The 16,881-nt window shown below is 63.8% G+C and carries 23 protein-coding genes; 20 read left to right on the top strand and 3 right to left on the bottom strand.

Features of this window, described 5'->3' with window-relative positions:
- Positions 1-2: 2 nt before the first annotated feature.
- The 14 genes from V8352_RS10315 (at position 3) to V8352_RS10250 (ending at position 8,062) form a co-directional block, all read left to right on the top strand.
- A complete protein-coding gene (locus V8352_RS10315; protein WP_336424206.1) occupies positions 3-1,070 on the top strand; it encodes a FecCD family ABC transporter permease in 1,068 nt (355 codons plus the stop codon).
- Complete coding sequence (locus V8352_RS10310) at positions 1,067-1,849, top strand: heme ABC transporter ATP-binding protein (RefSeq protein WP_336424205.1); 783 nt, start codon at positions 1,067-1,069, stop codon at positions 1,847-1,849. Before V8352_RS10315 ends, V8352_RS10310 begins: the two co-directional genes overlap by 4 nt.
- 11 nt (positions 1,850-1,860) lie before the next feature.
- Positions 1,861-2,610, top strand: a complete 750-nt coding sequence (locus tag V8352_RS10305; RefSeq protein WP_336424204.1) for a ChaN family lipoprotein — start codon at positions 1,861-1,863, stop codon at positions 2,608-2,610.
- Between the two features lie 12 nt (positions 2,611-2,622).
- On the top strand, positions 2,623-2,949 hold the full coding sequence (locus tag V8352_RS10300) for an antibiotic biosynthesis monooxygenase family protein (RefSeq protein ID WP_336424292.1): 327 nt from the start codon (positions 2,623-2,625) through the stop codon (positions 2,947-2,949).
- Positions 2,950-3,245: 296 nt separating this feature from the next.
- Positions 3,246-3,416, top strand: coding sequence for a hypothetical protein (locus V8352_RS10295; RefSeq protein WP_336424203.1), 171 nt, complete (start codon positions 3,246-3,248; stop codon positions 3,414-3,416).
- A 5-nt stretch (positions 3,417-3,421) separates the two neighbouring features.
- Complete coding sequence (hemP, locus tag V8352_RS10290) at positions 3,422-3,586, top strand: hemin uptake protein HemP (RefSeq protein WP_442971014.1); 165 nt, start codon at positions 3,422-3,424, stop codon at positions 3,584-3,586.
- A 109-nt stretch (positions 3,587-3,695) separates the two neighbouring features.
- The gene (locus V8352_RS10285) at positions 3,696-3,956 is read left to right on the top strand and encodes a DUF1289 domain-containing protein (RefSeq protein ID WP_336424201.1); all 261 of its coding nucleotides are present in this window, start codon (positions 3,696-3,698) and stop codon (positions 3,954-3,956) included.
- Complete coding sequence (locus V8352_RS10280) at positions 3,878-4,441, top strand: hypothetical protein (protein ID WP_336424200.1); 564 nt, start codon at positions 3,878-3,880, stop codon at positions 4,439-4,441. Before V8352_RS10285 ends, V8352_RS10280 begins: the two co-directional genes overlap by 79 nt.
- Before the next feature lie 110 nt (positions 4,442-4,551).
- A complete protein-coding gene (locus V8352_RS10275; protein WP_336424199.1) occupies positions 4,552-5,022 on the top strand; it encodes a Dps family protein in 471 nt (156 codons plus the stop codon).
- A gap of 180 nt (positions 5,023-5,202) precedes the next feature.
- Positions 5,203-5,637: a hypothetical protein gene (locus V8352_RS10270; protein WP_336424198.1), complete on the top strand. Its 435-nt coding sequence runs from the start codon at positions 5,203-5,205 to the stop codon at positions 5,635-5,637.
- Positions 5,634-6,284 (top strand): MotA/TolQ/ExbB proton channel family protein, encoded by a 651-nt coding sequence (locus V8352_RS10265; RefSeq protein ID WP_336424197.1) that lies wholly within the window; start codon positions 5,634-5,636, stop codon positions 6,282-6,284. Before V8352_RS10270 ends, V8352_RS10265 begins: the two co-directional genes overlap by 4 nt.
- Positions 6,277-6,657 (top strand): ExbD/TolR family protein, encoded by a 381-nt coding sequence (locus V8352_RS10260; protein ID WP_336424196.1) that lies wholly within the window; start codon positions 6,277-6,279, stop codon positions 6,655-6,657. Before V8352_RS10265 ends, V8352_RS10260 begins: the two co-directional genes overlap by 8 nt.
- Positions 6,654-7,040 carry an ExbD/TolR family protein gene (locus V8352_RS10255; protein ID WP_336424195.1) on the top strand — a complete coding sequence of 129 codons (387 nt, stop codon included), beginning with the start codon at positions 6,654-6,656 and terminating at the stop codon, positions 7,038-7,040. Before V8352_RS10260 ends, V8352_RS10255 begins: the two co-directional genes overlap by 4 nt.
- On the top strand, positions 7,037-8,062 hold the full coding sequence (locus tag V8352_RS10250) for an energy transducer TonB family protein (protein WP_336424194.1): 1,026 nt from the start codon (positions 7,037-7,039) through the stop codon (positions 8,060-8,062). The genes V8352_RS10255 and V8352_RS10250 overlap by 4 nt, the downstream gene beginning before the upstream one ends.
- Positions 8,063-8,253: 191 nt before the next feature.
- On the opposite strand, the gene V8352_RS10245 is transcribed toward V8352_RS10250, so the two are convergent.
- On the bottom strand, positions 8,254-8,964 hold the full coding sequence (locus V8352_RS10245) for a Crp/Fnr family transcriptional regulator (RefSeq protein WP_336424193.1): 711 nt from the start codon (positions 8,962-8,964) through the stop codon (positions 8,254-8,256).
- Between the two features lie 169 nt (positions 8,965-9,133).
- Here V8352_RS10245 and V8352_RS10240 point away from each other — a divergent pair, with 169 nt between their 5' ends.
- Positions 9,134-9,364, top strand: a complete 231-nt coding sequence (locus V8352_RS10240) for a hypothetical protein (protein WP_336424192.1) — start codon at positions 9,134-9,136, stop codon at positions 9,362-9,364.
- A gap of 102 nt (positions 9,365-9,466) precedes the next feature.
- Here V8352_RS10240 and V8352_RS10235 read toward each other — a convergent pair whose 3' ends face one another.
- Entirely contained in the window at positions 9,467-9,643 is a 177-nt protein-coding gene (locus V8352_RS10235; RefSeq protein WP_336424191.1) for a hypothetical protein, read from the bottom strand.
- A gap of 260 nt (positions 9,644-9,903) precedes the next feature.
- Positions 9,904-10,053 carry a hypothetical protein gene (locus V8352_RS10230; RefSeq protein WP_336424190.1) on the bottom strand — a complete coding sequence of 50 codons (150 nt, stop codon included), beginning with the start codon at positions 10,051-10,053 and terminating at the stop codon, positions 9,904-9,906.
- A 669-nt stretch (positions 10,054-10,722) separates the two neighbouring features.
- Here V8352_RS10230 and V8352_RS10225 point away from each other — a divergent pair.
- The 5 genes from V8352_RS10225 (at position 10,723) to V8352_RS10205 (ending at position 16,488) form a co-directional block, all read left to right on the top strand.
- Positions 10,723-11,214, top strand: a complete 492-nt coding sequence (locus V8352_RS10225) for an Lrp/AsnC family transcriptional regulator (RefSeq protein WP_336424189.1) — start codon at positions 10,723-10,725, stop codon at positions 11,212-11,214.
- A gap of 164 nt (positions 11,215-11,378) precedes the next feature.
- On the top strand, positions 11,379-12,518 hold the full coding sequence (locus V8352_RS10220; protein WP_336424188.1) for a glycine cleavage T C-terminal barrel domain-containing protein: 1,140 nt from the start codon (positions 11,379-11,381) through the stop codon (positions 12,516-12,518).
- A 137-nt stretch (positions 12,519-12,655) separates the two neighbouring features.
- Positions 12,656-13,456, top strand: coding sequence for an enoyl-CoA hydratase (locus V8352_RS10215; protein WP_336424187.1), 801 nt, complete (start codon positions 12,656-12,658; stop codon positions 13,454-13,456).
- Positions 13,449-15,149, top strand: coding sequence for an acyl-CoA synthetase (locus tag V8352_RS10210; protein ID WP_336424186.1), 1,701 nt, complete (start codon positions 13,449-13,451; stop codon positions 15,147-15,149). The genes V8352_RS10215 and V8352_RS10210 overlap by 8 nt, the downstream gene beginning before the upstream one ends.
- Before the next feature lie 85 nt (positions 15,150-15,234).
- Positions 15,235-16,488: an MFS transporter gene (locus V8352_RS10205; RefSeq protein ID WP_336424185.1), complete on the top strand. Its 1,254-nt coding sequence runs from the start codon at positions 15,235-15,237 to the stop codon at positions 16,486-16,488.
- Positions 16,489-16,881: the final 393 nt, after the last annotated feature.

The raw sequence follows: 16,881 nt of genomic DNA, 5'->3' as shown, positions 1-16,881 counted from the left end.
CCATGGCGGCGGCAACGGACATCGAAACGGCGCGCCGCGATCCCCTGGCCCGCGCGCGCGCTCTGCACTATGCGCTGGCCGGAGTGCTGGCGCTGGCCTGCATTGCCAGCCTTCAGGTGGGCGCGACCGACGTGACCCTTCTGGCCATGCTGAGCAAGCTGGCGCAGGGCGAGGCGCTGAGCCATATGGAACGCGTCGTCCTTTTCGACATCCGCCTGCCGCGCCTTGCCCTCGGGCTTCTGGTGGGTGCGGCACTGGCCGTGTCCGGCGCAGCGATGCAGGGGCTGTTTCGAAACCCACTGGCCGATCCCGGCATTGTCGGCGTCGGTGCGGGCGCGGGGCTGGGCGCGATCTTGGCCATCGTGCTGGGCACACTGCTGCCCGTCTGGATGATCGACCTGACGGGCAATCAGCTGGTGCCCTTCGCGGCCTTCCTTGGCGGCTGGGGGTCGACCATCCTGCTCTACCGGGTGGCGACCCGGCAGGGGCGCACCTCTGTTGCGACGATGCTGCTGGCGGGCATCGCGCTTGGGGCGCTCGCGGGCGCGCTGTCGGGCATCCTGATCTATATCGCCGATGATCGGCAGCTGCGCGACCTGACCTTCTGGGGTCTGGGGTCGCTGGCAGGCGCAAGCTGGACCAAGGTTCTGGCCGCCGGGCCGATGATCGCGCTGGCCGTCGGCGCCGCTTTGATGCTGGGGCGCGGGTTGAATGGCCTCGCATTGGGCGAGGCGACCGCCGCCCATATCGGCATCGATGTGCAGCGGATGAAGGCTGTCGCCATCCTGGCCGTGGCAGCCGCCACCGGGGCGGCGGTGGCGGTTTCGGGCGGGATCGGCTTTATCGGCATCGTCGTGCCGCATCTGTTGCGGCTGGCGTCGGGGCCCGATCACCGGACACTTTTGCCCAATGCCGCCCTTCTGGGGGCGACATTGCTGATTCTCGCCGATGTGATTGCCCGCGTCGTCATCGCACCGGCCGAGCTGCCCATTGGAATCGTGACCGCCGTATTGGGCGCGCCGGTTTTCCTGTGGATCTTGCTGAAACGTCGGGGGTTGGTCGAACTATGAGCCTGATCGCAGAAGATATCCGTGTCTCATACGGGGGCCGCGAGGCGCTGAGCGGCGTCAACCTGACCGCGCAGCCCGGCGAGGTCACGGCCATCGTCGGGCCCAACGGGTCGGGCAAGTCGACCCTGCTGGGGGCGATCACCGCCTCCCTGCCCTATCATGGCCGCGTGTGCCTGAATGGCCGGGACATCACCCGGATGAAACCGTGGGAGCTGGCCTCGCAGCGCGCCGTGCTGCCGCAGGCCTCGCGGCTGGCTTTCTCTTTTACCGTGATCGAGGTGGTGCGCCTTGGCCTGCAAGCGGGCACGGCCGGCGACAGGCGAGAGGTGCCGATGCTCGCCCTCGCGCGCGTCGGCCTTGCCGGTTACGCGGATCGCACGTTTCAGGAGCTTTCCGGCGGCGAGGCGCAGCGCGTGATGCTGGCGCGGGTGCTGGCGCAGGTCTGGTCCCCGTTCGAGGATGGCCAGCCCCGCTGGCTGCTGCTGGACGAGCCGGTGTCCAGCCTTGATATTGCGCACCAGTTGCAGGTGATGGAACTTGCCCGTAATTTTGCCCGCGCGGGCGGCGGCGTGATTGCCGTCATGCACGATCTGAACCTCACCGCCCTTTATGCCGACCGCGTGGCGGTTCTGGCGGGCGGGCAAAGCCTCGCCTTTGGCGCGCCTTCGGGTGTGCTGACCGACGAGATCCTGTCACGGGCCTATGGCTGCGTTTTGCGCGTCTCGGCGCCGCCGCCCGCCGGCGTTCCCTATATCCTGCCGCACGCGGCATCCGCCTGAAAGGACCGATCATGAGACTTGCCGCCCTTCTCGCCTGCCTAGCCATGCCAGCGCTGGCCCAGCCGGACGCGCACATCGTTGTTCTGGGCGAAGTTCACGACAATGCGGACGCCCATCTGGGCCAGGCCGCGATGCTGGACGCGCTGCAGCCAACGGCGGTCGTGTTCGAAATGCTCTCGCCCGAGGACGCGCGCAGGATCGACGCCGAACGCCATCTGGCCGAGGTGATCTGGGATGCGGGCAACTGGCCCGACTACGCCCTCTACGCGCCGATCTTTGATGCCTCGGGCAGCGCCCGGATCATCGGTGCGGCGGCGCCGCGCGAATCGGTGAGGTCCGTCTATGGTGACGGGCCCGCCGCGCTCTTTGGGCCGGACGCGGCACGGTTCGGTCTGGAGCAGCCCCTGCCGGACGACCAGCAGACCGCACGCGAGGCCCTGCAATTTGCCGCGCATTGCGAGGCCATGCCCCTTGAGATGATGCCAGGGATGGTCGACGTCCAGCGCTACCGCGATGCGGTCTTTGCCCGCGCGGCGCTGGAGGCGCTTGAAACCTTCGGCCCGCCTGTTGCCGTGATCGCTGGAAATGGCCATGCCCGGACCGATTGGGGCGTGCCAGCGATGATTGCAAAGGCCGCCCCTGGCGTGACGACACACGCCATCGCCTTTACAGAAGAGCAGACAGACATACCCTATGACGAAACCCGCGTGGTGCCGCCGGCGGAGCGAGATGACCCCTGTAGCGCACTGAAAACCAACTGAGGAGACCCCGTGATGTATCTTGCCATGAACCGCTTTACCGTGCCCTTGGAGAACGCCGCCGAGTTCGAGGAACTATGGCTCACCCGTGAAAGCCGCCTTCAGGATATGGAGGGTTTCGTGTCATTTCACATGCTGAAAGGGCCGGAGGAGGACGGTCTTGTGCTTTATGCCTCGCACACCGTCTGGCAGAGCGAGGCGCATTTCCGCGCCTGGACAACCAGCGCTGAATTTCGCGCCTCCCACGCGCGCGCAGGCCAAAGCCGCAAGCTGCATGAGGGCACGCCGCGCTTTGAGGGCTTCCGCGCGATTCAGCAGATCGGCAGCCTGCAACCGGCCTGAGCGCAGCGTCGGAAAACAGACACAGGCGGGCGCGATGCGCAGGCAGGCGCCCGCCCGTGCTGAGCGTCCTGACACGCACCCAGATATACCCTCAGCCATCCCCCGAGGCGCGCCGGGCGGCGGGCGCCGCCAAGGCGTGGATCATCTGAATATCCTTTCTTGACTAAAAGCATCAGAAAACAATACTACATAAAAGAACCCGACTCGTTTTGTCGGAAACTAATCCAAGCGTGAGCGAGCGCGCGTCCCAGCCACCGCCCAAGGCAGCCCGGATGTCCATGAAAGGAGCGACAGACGTGACGACACCCGAGCCCAAAGCCACCCGGAGGGCGCAGCCTGCGACCGCAATGGGCTGGCGCGAAATCATTCCGTCGAACTCAGAGTGCGCGCAGGCCGAGGGCTTTGCCCTTGAACAGCTGATCGACTGGCAACGCGATTGCCGCACCCGGCCAGGAGAGGGACGATGAGCCTCATGCAGAACCTTCCGTCGCCGCACTCCGTCGATCAGGCCGATGATACCGCTCTTTACGATGCCCGCGATCTGATCCTGAACGGCATCAAGGCCGAGATCGTCCTTGATGGCCAGACCTACGTCCTGCGCATCACCCGCGCGGGCAAACTGATCCTGACCAAATGACGAAAACGGTGAACACGCAAGGGTGCGCCCGGCCCAGCGTGTCCCTCATACGCCGCATTCCATACTGACTAACCCCGCCCCATCAGCCCGCCAAGTATCCGAGGACATCATGTCGAAAGTTCCCAGTCCCTGCATCAGCGTCTGCAAGTTCAAGCGCGATGGCCATTGCATTGGCTGCTCTATGACCAAGGCGCAGAAATCCGCGTTCAAGAAACTCTCCAAGAACAAGCATCGAGAAGCTTTCGTGGAACTGGTCGTCGCCCAGCAAGCCGTCATGGGCGGCTACAAGCATTGGGAGCCCGCGTTTCAAAAGCGCTGCCAGAAGAAAAAGACGGAGCTGACGGTGCTCAAGGGCGGCAAGGCTGCCTGATTCTGCAGGAACTGCCGAGCGCGGCCACCGCAGGATCACGCCAGCAAATCGAAGGACACACACAAGACATGGCTTCTGCACTTCGCAAAGTATCGCAAGACCACGACATTGATTCAGGCACCGCGACAGGCCCGCGGCCGCTGCTGGATCAGCTGCGCCATGCGGCCAGCGGCGCACGCTGCAAAAGCTATATCGACATGTTCGGCGCTTGCGCGGCCTTGTCCGGTAACCGCCATGTCGCCGGGCAAGCGGCCTCTGAAATCCTGATGCGGTGCCTGTCCCAGGCTTTGGGCCGGCGGCCCGTCCTCTTTCGTGAAGGTGTGCGTGAAACCTCGTTCGATGAGGATTGGCTTTTGGCGCTTGCCCGCAGTTTGAAGGATGGCGACACGCTGAGCGCCACGTTTCTGTTGCGGTCGCGGGTGCCGAAACATGCGTGCAGGAACCTCGTTCTTTTGCTGCGCGCGGTCGTCGATGAATTCGACTGAACTTAGAAAGGTTCTAAATTGACTTGCCCAAGCGCCTGGCTGCGTCTATTATCGAATGGCAAGCCAGCCATACGCCAGCCAGCGCCCCATTGATTATGAAGGAGGCAGGAATGACCCAGACCGCCCAGACCCTTTCGACAGATGCGACCACACAGATTGCCGAGGCGCTTAACCAGTGCGTGGCAGAAACAGCCGTGACGACGATGCTGGCGCAGAATTTCCACTGGAATGTGACCGGGATGGCCTTTGGCCCTCTGCACGATTTGTTCCAGAAGATATACGAAGACCACTTTGTCGGGCAGGACGATCTGGCCGAACGTATCAGGGCTCTCGATGCGCACGCCGAGGGCACGCTTGCGGGCATGTTGACCCGGTCCAAGGTGTCCGAGGTCGATGGCGTGCCTGCCGCCGAGGATATGATCCGCACCCTGAAAGAGGCGCAGGAGACGCTGGCAGAGACCATCGCCGGCGCCGGAGAACTGGCCGCCAGCCATGGCGACACCCTGACAGAAGACCTGTGCATCGCACGCGGTCAGACTCACGAGAAATTCGCCTGGATGCTGCGCTCGCATCTGGCCTGATCAGTCCCAGCGCCCGGCCTTAGCCGGCGCGCATGACGCAGCACTTCAAGGTGCGCATAAAAAGACATACTGATTTAATCAGGTATTGAACCCTGCCTTGCTGAGTGGTATTGCGATGCCATTCAGCAAGGGCCTGCGCCTCAGCCAGATGATTAACGACGAAATCAAGGGTCGGACCGCATGCTCGCATCTCACAAAAATCTGGCCGCCGCTTGCGTGGTAATGCTCACCGCCGCCACGCCCGGTCTTGCGCAAGAGTCGCAGGGCGCGCATGTGTCCATCGAGCTAAACGCGGTGGAGCCCGTCGAGCAAGCCTGCCGGATCAGCTTTCTCATCCAGAACGGTCATGACGTCGACATCGAGCAAGCCGTGTACGAAGCCGTGCTCTTTGACACGGATGGCCGTGTCGACCGGCTGACACTCTTTGACTTCGGCGCGTTGCCAGCGGCCCGGCCACGGGTCCGGCAATTCGTCGTGTCTGGCCTCGAATGCGCATCGCTGGGCCGCTTGCTCATCAACGGGGCCGAAACCTGCGCGGGCGAAGATTTGCCCGAAGGCGCCTGCTCGAAGGATCTGGATCTCGGCAGCCGGACGGATGTGGAGGTGGTGGGATGATTGCCACCCTTCGGGACGCCGTCCTTCGCATCACCGATCTTGGCGGCCCGGTCGTCCTGATTCTGGTGGCTCTCTCGATCCTTGTCATGGCTGTTGTACTTTACAAGCTGTGGCAGTTTACCGTTGCAGGCGTCGGTCGCCACAAGGCACTGCAACAGGCAATCGCAGCCTGGGATGCCGGAGACCGTCCTGCCGCGCGGGACCATATCGGGCATTCGGCCAGCTACCTTGCCCCTGTCGTCACCATGGCCATGGACGGTCAGACCGATTCCGCCCGCCTCGACGCCGAGGCCGAAGTGCGCTTTGCCAAACTGGAAACCGGGCTGCGGTTTCTGGATTCGGTGGCGCAGCTTGCGCCGCTTCTGGGCCTCTTCGGCACGGTTCTGGGCATGATTTCAGCGTTTCAGGCGCTGCAAGAGGCGGGCGCGCAGGTCGATCCGTCGATCCTGGCGGGCGGCATCTGGGTCGCGCTGCTGACAACGGCTGTGGGGTTGGCCGTTGCCATGCCGACCGCCGTGGTTCTCAGCTGGCTCGAGGCCCGCATGGACGCCGACCGGGTGCTGGCCCAAAAGGCACTGCGCACGATACTTGCGCCGCAAGGCCGCCGCATCGCGGCGTTTCCGCACGCGCAGCCGGCCCATGCGTAGGCACGCGCGACGTCGCAGACTGTCCATGACGTCCCTGATCGACGTCATCTTTCTGCTGCTGCTGTTCTTCATGCTGTCGTCCACCTTCAGCCGCTTTGCCGAGGTCGAGCTGGCATCTGCTGGCGCTGGTCAGGGGACCGCGCCGGACAAGCCCGTTTTCGTCTCGCTCGCCGCCCAGACGCTGCGCCTGAATGGCGCGGGCGCGACGCTGCCGGAGCTGCCCACGGCGCTACAAGAGCACCGCCCGGCCAGCGGCCCCTTGAGCGTGCTTATCGCAGCCCAAGCCGACGTGACAGCGCAGCGGCTGACCGATCTGCTCGCCGCCTTGCGATCCATTCCAGATCTCAGTGTCACCGTGCTGGAGGCGTCATGAGACGCAAGATCGCCAAAAGCAATCGCGAGCCAACCATCGCGCTGATCAACATCGTTTTCCTGATGCTGATCTTCTTTCTTGTTGCGGGCACCCTTGCCGCGCCGCTCGACAAGGGTCTTTCCCTCGTGCAGACGGATGAGATCGAGCAGACCGCCCCCGCCGATGCCTTGGTCGTTCACTCTGATGGCCGCATGACCCGCATGGGTGTGCCGGTTGCGTCTGCGGCCGAATTTGTCGCGGGGCTGGCGCAGGAGGCCCGCGAGCGGGTGCGCATCGTGCCAGACCGCGACCTGCCTGCGGCAACCCTTGTCGGCCTTGGCCGCGCCCTGCGCGAGGCTGGCGCGGGCAGCGTCGTCATCGTCACCGAGCGGGGGCTGCAATGACAGGGTCCTCCGGTTTCGCAAAAGCAGCGGCGCTGACGCTGGCGGTCACGGCCCACGGGGCGCTGGCCCTTGCCCTGATTGCGCCGGAGACGACCCAGATCGAAGGCGGGGATGGTGCCGCCGAAGTCCGTCTGGGCAATGCGTTTGAGGACATGGCGGTGGGAACACTCACTGCGGATCGCGCCCAGACGACCGAAACGCCAGTGGTTCAGGCCCAGACATCCCCGGACCGCCCCGAGAGGATTGGCGCCGAACAAGCGAGCAAGGCTTTGCCCGAGGATGCCGCCAAGCCAACCGAAGCAGAACGCGCCGAGCCAGCCGAGACCGCGAAAAGGGCGCAAGACGCCGAGCCGATCACGGCGGCAGACGCCAGCGCGCCGGCCCCTTCGGCACCAGAGGCGCCGGACGGGTTGCTGTCGCCTGAGCCGCCCGAGGCCACGGCAGCCGACCAGCCCCCGTCCCTTGCTGCCAAGTCCGAAGCCGATCCCGAGCGGCTGGAAAGCACAGGGTCCGGCTCGCCCGCGGTCACACGCTCGCTCAGGCCCAAACCGCGCAGCCCTGAATTCGTTGAGACCCACAAGAACGCCGAGCGCAAGCCCGCTGCCAAGCCAAAGCCCAAACCCGAGGCAAAAACCGCCTCCCGCCCACAACAGGCCCAAGGCAACGCAGAGCAAAACGCCCGCGCAGGCGAGGCGGCCGGCCAGGCGGAGGCCACCGCGCGCGCCAGCGGCAACGCCGGGCGCCAGCAGGCGGCGGGAAATGCCGAGGCGAGCAATTATCCAGGGCTGGTCATGCAAAAGCTGTCACGCGCCGGCAAGCCAAGGGTCGGCACGCGCGGGACGGTCGTGGTTGCCTTCACGATCGGCGACGGCGGTGGCCTTGCCTCGGTTTCGCTGGCGCGCAGTTCCGGCTCGTCCCGTCTCGATCAGGCCGCCGTCCAGTTGGTCAGGGGCGCAGGGCCGTTCCCTGCCCCGCCTCAGGGCGCGCGGCGCAGTTTCTCGATCCAGATCAAGGGAAGCTGAGGAAGGCGGCCTAAAGCGTTTCGCGAAAAACCTGAATCACAGAGTTTCGCGAAACGCAGAACCACATATAGGCGTTGCTCGCGTTTCGGCTTTTGCTGATGCCTCAGGTTAAAGGCGAAACGCTTTAGTTGCCATCCAGTGACCGCATCCAACATCACGATAACAGCCCCCACCCGAGACCTTCTGGAGCTTCAGGGCAAGAGAGGGCCGAGCTGGTCGAGGTATGTCGGCTCGAAACTTGCGAATTCAACCAGACGGTCGTAGTCGGTGAAAATCACGGCGCCATCGCGAAACGTCACCATTCCCGCCTCGCGCAATTGCCTCAGGACGCGGTTCACATGAACCGCACTCAGCCCCAGCGCATCGGCCAAAAGGTATTGCGAGAGCGGGCAGTCATACCCCGCCTTGTCGCCCATGCCGACCAGCGACAGCCGCGCCTCCAGTTCGAGCAGGAAATGCGCCACACGTTCGGCTGCGTCCCTGCGTCCGATCCCCACCAGATGCTCGACCACCATCGCCTCGTCCCGCGATGCCGCCCATAGAACAGCCGCCGCCAGCCGAGGGGTCTTTGAAAAGGCGCCGAGCAGGTCTTTTACCTGAATCTCGGTCACTTCGATATCCGTGACCGGCTCAACGCTGTGATCGGAGATTTGCAACAGGACGCTGCGCAATCCCAAAAAATCGCCAGGTATCTGGAAATCGACGATCTGGCGCTGGCCATCCTGCAAAAGCTTGTAGGAGCAGGCCCAGCCCGACACGAGAATATAGGCCGCCTGATCCGATTGGCCCTGATGCACCAGATCGCGCCCGGCCACAAAGAACCGGCGGCGCTGATGCAGCCCGTCGAGCACGCGAAGCTCGGCCGGGGACAGGGCGACAAATGTGCCAAGCTTGCGGATCAAGGGAGTGTTTTCGATGGCCTGCCTCCGTTCAACTGGAAATTTTGGTCATCGGGCGCGCAAACCCTCTGCCGACTGATCTCGATCAGCCCGAAGCGCTCGCTTTTTTGGCAGGCTGTATCTATTGTCACGAGGCCCTGCCCGTCGTGATATTCCGGGAAGGAAACCCCTCATGCCCGTCGATAACACATATTCCGGTATGGCGGCGCTTTCTATTTGCGAAGCCTTGCTGCTGGCGCTGAACGATGCGCAGATCCTGCCCGAGAGCGAGATCATGGGTATTCTCGAGGACGCCGCAGCCACCCATGCCAACGCCCCCGAAGCCGAGGGCGAAGGAAACGCGGCCGCAGCCGCCCTGATCAATCGCATCATCGCCGGCGGCAATTCCGTCCGCAGGCCATAGTCGCGGCCATCACTCGCCCCACCATGTGCGTGAAATCGCCGCCCAGTCATCATTGGACGCGCCGCACCGCCAGACGCCGACCGAGGTTTTGGGCGGCATACGTCAGGCGGGTTTGGCCGCCGCCTTCTTGCGGGGTTTCTTGGCCTTTGGCTCGGCGGCCTTGTCCGGCAGGCTCGCCTCTCTTTCAAGTCGGGCCTTGCGGAGGCGCGCTGTCTTGACCTCGCGATCATCTGCCTCGCCGTCGAGGATATCCCGCGCGGCGCGTGTGGTTTTTTCCATTGGCGTCTCCTTTTGAGGGGTCGCCTTGAAAACGCTTTTCTTTGTCAGTCTCGCCATCATGTCTTCTCCTTGGTTCGGGTAATTTCAGGGCTGCCGCATCAGAGCGCCCTGCCAGTAGGCAGGAGCGGGCCGTCAATTCATCCAGCCCCGGACGCTTGCCCCAAAAAATGCTTGCCCATAAACGCGAGGGGCCGCCGCGCGTGACTGCGCGGCGGCGGCTCATGGGCATTTCGGATTTGCATCTCAGATTGCCAGGCTGCTCAGGTGGCTTTGGCCCCGGATGCGGGCGCGGCCGCAGGCGCGGTGTTCTTTGCCTTGGCAGTATCCTCACCGGTTTTCTTGGCAGCCGCTGCGTCCGTTTGTGAGTTGGCCACATCTGCAGTCTTTTTCGAAAGGTCTTTGAAAGACATCTTGTATCTCCTGGAGTTGCGGGGCCTGTGTCCGGTCCGGTTTTACGGCAGGACAATCATGCACCCATGTCAGCTATCGGGTTGTTCGTGCGCTGCCTCGACGCGCTTGCCGCAGTTGCCGGGCACCGTGTATTGCGTGCGCCCTTGCGGATCACCCTATCGCCCGGATGCGTTGCGAAAGGCTCAGGCGGGCGCATCCCGTTCGGCCGGACAAGCGGGGAAAACGCCCCGCAGGCCAAGGATGCTCCTTGGGCAAAGTGGCAGGTCGGTCATTGTCGGCGCTCGGTATTCTGTCGCCGAACGCCGCTGAGACCTTCATACGCCAGGATCAACGGGTCTGCGCTGATCCATGTTAGTGCCAACCATCTGGCGGGGCGTCTCGAAACTGGCAGATCGCGGCGCCAATCGACCCTTTTATCGACGCTGATGATTTAGAAGTGGTCGCAAACCCGAACGCGCTTATCTCTTATGCCACTATAAACTGAAGGCTTGGAGCCTGAGGCTCACGCACGCCCGGCCCCAAGCCATCACGGCGCTGAAGCGCTTCGCCAAGACCCGCGCTTACTGACCTTGGGGGAGCGCGGTGCATAATATGAACGATGCGCGCGCTTCGCCCCAAGCTGATGTCTCAGTCACAAGGCGAAGCGCTTGAAGGAAAGTCCGCTGCATATGAAGAAGATCGGCCTCGATACGACCGACATTCGCATTCTAAGTGCGATCCAGCAGCACGGGCAACTGAGCAAGACCAAATTGGCCGAAATCTGCAACATCTCTCCCACGCCGTGCTGGGCACGCCTAGACCGGCTGAAGGCGGCGGGTTTCATACGGGGATATCGCGGAGAGATCGCACTGGAAAAGGTGGCCAATTTCAGCCTCGTGATCGTCACCGTCTCGCTGACGCATCACCGCAAGGCGGATTTCGACCGCTTCGAGACGTTCATCAGCACGCTGGACGAGATCACCGAATGCGTCGCGACGGGCGGCGGGATCGACTACATCCTGCACACGATAAATCCCAGCCTCGCGACTTTCCAGGCCCTGATGGACACCCTTCTGGAGGCGGATCTGGGGATCGACCGCTATATGACCTACTTCGTGACGCGCCGGGTGAAATCCAGCCGTCCGAATCTGTCCAAGCTGGCCGCAAACTGGCCGCAATAGCACGGCGCGTCCGTATGGCCTGCGCCGGGGGCAAAAAACAGCCCGTTCAGCCCAGGAGCGGGCCGTTTTTTGGTCCGCAGCGATGCCCTGATTCGAATTAGAAGATCAATCAGATCATCAGGGCGGCGGCCAGAGCGCAGCGGCCCCAACGGGAGGAGGCTACAATGCAACCAGACGATTTCGGCTTCGGCACACAGATCCGCAAATCCCCTTACTTCGACGCGACGGTGCGTTGGGGCGCCCAGGGATTTTCCGTCTACAACCACATGTATATCCCGCGCGATTTCGGCGACCCCGAGCAGAACTTCTGGAACCTCGTCAACGACGCGATCCTGTGCGACGTGGCGGTGGAGCGCCAGGTCGAGATCACGGGGCCGGATGCGGCCAAATTCGTTCAGATGCTGACCCCGCGCAACCTGTCGTCGATGGCTGTGGGCCAGTGCAAATACATCCTTATCACCAATGCGGACGGCGGCATTCTCAATGATCCGATCCTGCTGCGTCTGGCGGAAAACCACTTCTGGATTTCGCTGGCAGATAGCGACATCCTGCTCTGGGCGCAGGGCGTGGCCGTGCATTCGGGCCTCGACGTGACCATCGGCGAGCCGGACGTATCGCCACTTCAGCTTCAGGGCCCCAAGTCGGGCGAGATCATGCAGGCGCTCTTTGGCGATGACATCATGGATCTGCGCTACTACTGGCTGCGCGAGGTCGAGTTGAACGGCATCCCACTGATCGTGTCGCGCACCGGCTGGTCCAGTGAGCTGGGCTTCGAGATCTATCTGCGTGACGGCGCGCAGGGCGATCTGCTGTGGGAGACGATCATGGCGGCGGGCCTGCCCTTTGGCCTTAAGCCGGGTCACACATCGTCGATCCGGCGTATCGAGGGCGGGATGCTGTCCTATCACGCTGACGCGGACATCCACACCAACCCCTACGAGCTTGGGCTTGGCCGGCTTGTCGATCTGGAGATGGAGGCCGAATTCATCGGTAAGGCCGCATTGCGCCGCATCAAGCAAGAGGGCGTCCATCGCCAGCAGATCGGACTGGTGATCGACGGCGCGCCGATGTCGGGTCCAAACACCACCTTCTGGGCGATCAACCTGGGCGGTGAGCAGATCGGCAAGGTCACATCGGCCGTCTATTCGCCGCGCCTGGGGCAGAACATCGCGCTGGCAATGGTGGCCGCAGAGCACGCCAACATCGGCACCGAGCTTGAGGTGGTGACCACTGCCGGCCCCAGCCGCGCGACGATCGTGGAGCGCCCGTTCTTTGACGCCAAGAAGCAGCTGGCGGTCGCCTGAAGGCTCTCACGTCCCGGCAGGCGCGGCACCGCAAGGCGGGCCGCGCCTGCCCCGTCCTGCCCTCCGGCAGTCACGCCCTTGGCGGATTGCCGTAAAACCAATATCCTCAAGATGAACACAAGGAAGGATTCGAGCGCATGCCAGAGGGCGATATTCTGCTACAAGACCGCTGCGAGGGTGGCATCCTGCGCCTGACGCTGAACGATGCGGCGCGCCGCAACGCACTGTCCGAGGCAATGCTGGCCAAGCTTGGTGCGGCGATCGAGAGCGCCGGAGCGGATCCATCCCTGCGCGTCATCGTTCTGGCCGCCAACGGGCCCGCCTATTGCGCGGGGCACGATCTCAAGGAAATGACGGCGGGCCGCGCGGCACCCGATGGCGGGCGTGCCTATTTCGCGTCGGTCATGGAGCGCTGCGCCGGGGTGATGCAGGGCATCGCCTTTTGCCCCAAGCCGGTGATCGCCGAGGTCACGGGTGTGGCGACCGCCGCAGGCTGCCAACTGGTGGCAAGCTGCGATCTGGCCATCGCGGCGGATACGGCGCGGTTCAGCACGCCGGGCGTTCATATCGGCCTTTTCTGCTCGACCCCGATGGTGGCGCTGTCGCGCAACGTCGCGGCCAAGCACGCGATGGAAATGCTGCTGACCGGCGACATGACATCTGCCGCGCGCGCCGCCGAAATCGGCCTGATCAATCGCAGCGTGCCCGAAGACGCGCTGCAGGATGCCGTGATGGAGATGGCGCGCAAGATCGCGTCCAAATCCAGCATGACACTGGCCACCGGCAAGCGCGCCTTTCACGCGCAGCGCGAGATGAGCCTGCCCGACGCCTATGCCTATGCCTCGAACGTGATGGTCGAGAACATGCTGGCCCGCGACGCCGAAGAGGGCATCGGTGCCTTCGTCGAAAAGCGCGCGCCCGAATGGTCGGATGCCTGACGTGGGACGTGACGGAACCGGTGCCAATCCCTATAACGTTGATCTGGACCGCACTCCGGCGAACCATCAGCCGCTCACGCCACTGACATTTCTGGAGCGTGCCGCCAGCGTCTTTCCAAACCATACGGCCATCGTCCACGGCGAGCTGCGGCGCAGCTACGCCGCCTTCTACGCGCGGTCGCGCCAGTTGGCCTCGGCGCTGGCGGGTTGCGGCATGGGGCGCGGCGATACGGTATCGGCCATGTTGGCCAACACCCCCGCCATGCTGGAATGTCACTATGGCGTGCCGATGTGCGGCGCGGTGCTGCATTCGATCAACACCCGGCTGGATGCGTCGATCATCGCCTTCCAGCTGGATCATGCGATGTCGCGCGTGGTCATCGTGGACCGCGAATTCATGCCGGTGATGCGCGAGGCGTTGGCACTGGCCGAGAGCGCGCCGATCCTGATCCAATATGACGACCCCGTGTTCACCGGCCCCCACCACCCCGTGGACGCGCAGGACTACGAGGCATTTCTGGCCAGCGGGGATCAGGATTTTGACTGGCTGATGCCGCAAGACGAATGGGATGCGATCTCGATCAACTACACATCGGGCACAACCGGCGATCCCAAGGGTGTCGTTTCGCATCATCGCGGCGCCTACCTTCTGGCGCAGGGCAATGCGCTGACCACGTCGATGGCGAAACACGCGGTCTACCTGTGGACGCTGCCCATGTTCCATTGCAACGGCTGGTGCTTTCCCTGGACGCTATCGGCCATCATCGGCACCCATGTCTGCCTGCGCCAGGTCCGGGCCGAGCCAATCTGGGCCGCGCTGGCCGATGAGGGCGTGACGCATCTTTGCGGTGCGCCTGTCGTCATGTCGCTGCTGATTTCAGCGCCGGATGCCGCGCGCCGCACGCTGGACCGCACCGTGCAATTCTTTACCGCCGCCGCCCCGCCCCCTGAAAAGCTGCTGGCGGATATGAAGACCGCAGGCTTTGACGTGACGCATCTTTACGGGCTGACCGAAACCTATGGCCCCTCGGTGGTCAACGACTGGCACGAGGAATGGTCAGGTCTCGGCCCGGCCGAGCAGGCGACGCTCAAATCACGTCAGGGCGTGCGCTACCTGCCGCTTGAGGCGCTGGACGTGCTCGACCCCGAGACGATGGCGCCCGTGCCGCGCGACGGCAAGACCATGGGCGAGGTGATGTTTCGCGGCAATGTCGTGATGAAGGGGTATTTCCGTAACCCCAAGGCGACGCGCGCCGCCTTCGAGGGCGGCTGGTTCCACTCGGGCGATCTGGGTGTCATGCATCCGGACGGCTACATCCAGCTCAAGGATCGGTCCAAGGATGTCATCATTTCGGGGGGCGAGAATATCTCGTCCATCGAGGTGGAGGAGGCGCTCTACCGGCATCCGGCCGTCGAGATCGCCGCTGTCGTTGCCATGCCGCACGAAAAATGGGGCGAGACGCCTTGCGCCTTCATCGAACTGGCCGCTGGCCAGTCGGCGGATGAGGATGCGCTGCGCGCTTGGTGCAAGGCGCATCTTGCCCCCTACAAGGTGCCCGGCAGGTTCGTTTTTGCGACCGTCCCGCGCACGTCGACCGGCAAGATCCAGAAATTCACGCTGCGGGATCAAGCGCGCGACCTGGCCTTGGGCAAAACCCAAGGCACGGTGACCGAGCCGCTGCCACAGGGCTGATGGATGCGCCGCGTCGCATAGCCGCGCGCTTGCAAGTATTCCCGCCGAGGGTGCCAAGAGCCGCCAGAACCAAGAGGGCCGCGCTGTGATCAAGATGTTTTCCGGCGTCTGGGCCCTCTTGCTGGGCATTGTGCTGATCATGCTGGGCAACGGCATGCATTTCACGTTGATCGGTCTGCGCGGCGGGATCGAAGGCTTTTCCTCGGCCGAGTTGGCGATCGTCACCTCGGGCTACTTCCTTGGTTTCCTTTCGGGCGCACGCCTGACGCCGATACTGATCCGGCGCGTGGGGCATGTGCGCGTCTTTGCGGCGCTCGGCAGCTTCATGTCTGCGGGGCTGATCGCCTTTCCCCTCCTGACCGAGCCATGGGCCTGGACGATCCTGCGTATCCTCATCGGGTTCAGCATGTCCGGCATCTACGTCACCGCCGAAAGCTGGCTGAACGACGCGGCCACCAACGAGACGCGCGGCACGGTTCTGTCGGCCTACATGATTGCGCAGACACTCGGGATCATCGGGGCGCAGGGATTGCTGACGCTGGGGGATGCAGGCACGTCGGTCTTGTTCATCTGCGCGTCGATGCTGGTGTCGGTCTCATTCGCGCCGATCCTGTTGTCGTCGATGACCGCCCCCGTCGCAGAGGTCGCGCGCCCGATGTCCTTGCGCAAGCTCTTCGAAAGCTCGCCCCTCGGCGCAATCGGGATCTTCTTGCTGGGCAGCATCTATGCCACCCAGTCGGGGATGGGCGCGGTCTTTGGCAGCCAGATCGGGCTATCGGCGACGCAGATCGCGCTCTTTGTCGCGATGCTCTTCGCCGGGGCACTGGTGCTGCAATACCCCATCGGCTGGCTGTCGGACCGGATGGATCGACGGCAGTTGATCTTTGGGGCCGCGTTGCTTGGCACGGTGTCTTGCCTGCTGGGATGGATGGCGGGCGGCGGCTTGTGGCCGTTGATGGCAGCCGCGTTCTTCGCAGGCGGGATGACGACACCGCTCTATGCGCTTTTCCTCGCCTATACCAACGACTTCCTGTCCGCCGAGGACATGCCCGCGGCCTCGGGCGGCCTTGTCTTTACCTTCGGCCTCGGGGCCATCGCCGGCCCGCTCGTCACCGGCTGGGCGATGGAGGGGCTCGACCCCTTCGCCTTCTGGCTGGTCCTCGGCGCGACTTTCGCGGCCATCGCGCTCTATGCGCTCTACCGCATGACACAGCGCGCACCGACCCCCGTCGATCAGACCGAAGCCTACATCGGCATCCTGCCGACCACCTCCCCCGTCGCGGTCGAAGCGGCCGCAGAATGGGCCTCCGACAACGCCGAGCCAGACACTGACCGCTGAGAGCGCAACAAACATCCGCAAGCGGCTTGCAAGCAGGGCACACCGGACCAGATCGGCCCCAGACCGGCACAGCAAATGGGTTGTAGGGAAATCGAAAAGATGACGCAAAGAACGCAATAGGTCACCAATCACACCACACTTGATCGTCTTGGTGAACTGTCAGCGAGGGCAAAAAACGCAAGCCTTGCGTGCCAGGCTGATGCGCCAATGCACCATGTCTCGCCAATTGGGTTTCCGCTTGCTTAAGTCGTATCTGTCCAAGGCTGGGTCCCTGATGACAAATCGGGTCCCTTCTCGTTCCGTGTGGGTAGTCGGGCGCACCGGTGCTTGAGCCGCTCCCATATTTCGTGCCTTCGGTAGGCGCGTCCGACGCGGAGACCTCAGCCATCGCAG

The organism is Roseovarius sp. D0-M9, assembly GCF_037083805.1.
Taxonomy (GTDB): domain Bacteria; phylum Pseudomonadota; class Alphaproteobacteria; order Rhodobacterales; family Rhodobacteraceae; genus Roseovarius.
This window is presented reverse-complemented; position numbering and strand designations above follow the sequence as displayed.

What these genes read in the sequence shown, in the direction of transcription:
- V8352_RS10315 (WP_336424206.1), top strand. Translation starts at nt 3, where the DNA reads ATGGCGGCGGCAACGGACATCGAAACGGCGCGCCGCGATCCCCTGGCC.
- V8352_RS10310 (WP_336424205.1), top strand. Translation starts at nt 1,067, where the DNA reads ATGAGCCTGATCGCAGAAGATATCCGTGTCTCATACGGGGGCCGCGAG.
- V8352_RS10305 (WP_336424204.1), top strand. Translation starts at nt 1,861, where the DNA reads ATGAGACTTGCCGCCCTTCTCGCCTGCCTAGCCATGCCAGCGCTGGCC.
- V8352_RS10300 (WP_336424292.1), top strand. Translation starts at nt 2,623, where the DNA reads ATGTATCTTGCCATGAACCGCTTTACCGTGCCCTTGGAGAACGCCGCC.
- hemP (WP_442971014.1), top strand. Translation starts at nt 3,422, where the DNA reads ATGCAGAACCTTCCGTCGCCGCACTCCGTCGATCAGGCCGATGATACC.
- V8352_RS10285 (WP_336424201.1), top strand. Translation starts at nt 3,696, where the DNA reads ATGTCGAAAGTTCCCAGTCCCTGCATCAGCGTCTGCAAGTTCAAGCGC.
- V8352_RS10275 (WP_336424199.1), top strand. Translation starts at nt 4,552, where the DNA reads ATGACCCAGACCGCCCAGACCCTTTCGACAGATGCGACCACACAGATT.
- V8352_RS10270 (WP_336424198.1), top strand. Translation starts at nt 5,203, where the DNA reads ATGCTCGCATCTCACAAAAATCTGGCCGCCGCTTGCGTGGTAATGCTC.
- V8352_RS10265 (WP_336424197.1), top strand. Translation starts at nt 5,634, where the DNA reads ATGATTGCCACCCTTCGGGACGCCGTCCTTCGCATCACCGATCTTGGC.
- V8352_RS10260 (WP_336424196.1), top strand. Translation starts at nt 6,277, where the DNA reads ATGCGTAGGCACGCGCGACGTCGCAGACTGTCCATGACGTCCCTGATC.
- V8352_RS10255 (WP_336424195.1), top strand. Translation starts at nt 6,654, where the DNA reads ATGAGACGCAAGATCGCCAAAAGCAATCGCGAGCCAACCATCGCGCTG.
- V8352_RS10250 (WP_336424194.1), top strand. Translation starts at nt 7,037, where the DNA reads ATGACAGGGTCCTCCGGTTTCGCAAAAGCAGCGGCGCTGACGCTGGCG.
- V8352_RS10240 (WP_336424192.1), top strand. Translation starts at nt 9,134, where the DNA reads ATGCCCGTCGATAACACATATTCCGGTATGGCGGCGCTTTCTATTTGC.
- V8352_RS10235 (WP_336424191.1), bottom strand. Translation starts at nt 9,643, where the DNA reads ATGGAAAAAACCACACGCGCCGCGCGGGATATCCTCGACGGCGAGGCA.
- V8352_RS10230 (WP_336424190.1), bottom strand. Translation starts at nt 10,053, where the DNA reads ATGTCTTTCAAAGACCTTTCGAAAAAGACTGCAGATGTGGCCAACTCA.
- V8352_RS10225 (WP_336424189.1), top strand. Translation starts at nt 10,723, where the DNA reads ATGAAGAAGATCGGCCTCGATACGACCGACATTCGCATTCTAAGTGCG.
- V8352_RS10220 (WP_336424188.1), top strand. Translation starts at nt 11,379, where the DNA reads ATGCAACCAGACGATTTCGGCTTCGGCACACAGATCCGCAAATCCCCT.
- V8352_RS10215 (WP_336424187.1), top strand. Translation starts at nt 12,656, where the DNA reads ATGCCAGAGGGCGATATTCTGCTACAAGACCGCTGCGAGGGTGGCATC.
- V8352_RS10210 (WP_336424186.1), top strand. Translation starts at nt 13,449, where the DNA reads ATGCCTGACGTGGGACGTGACGGAACCGGTGCCAATCCCTATAACGTT.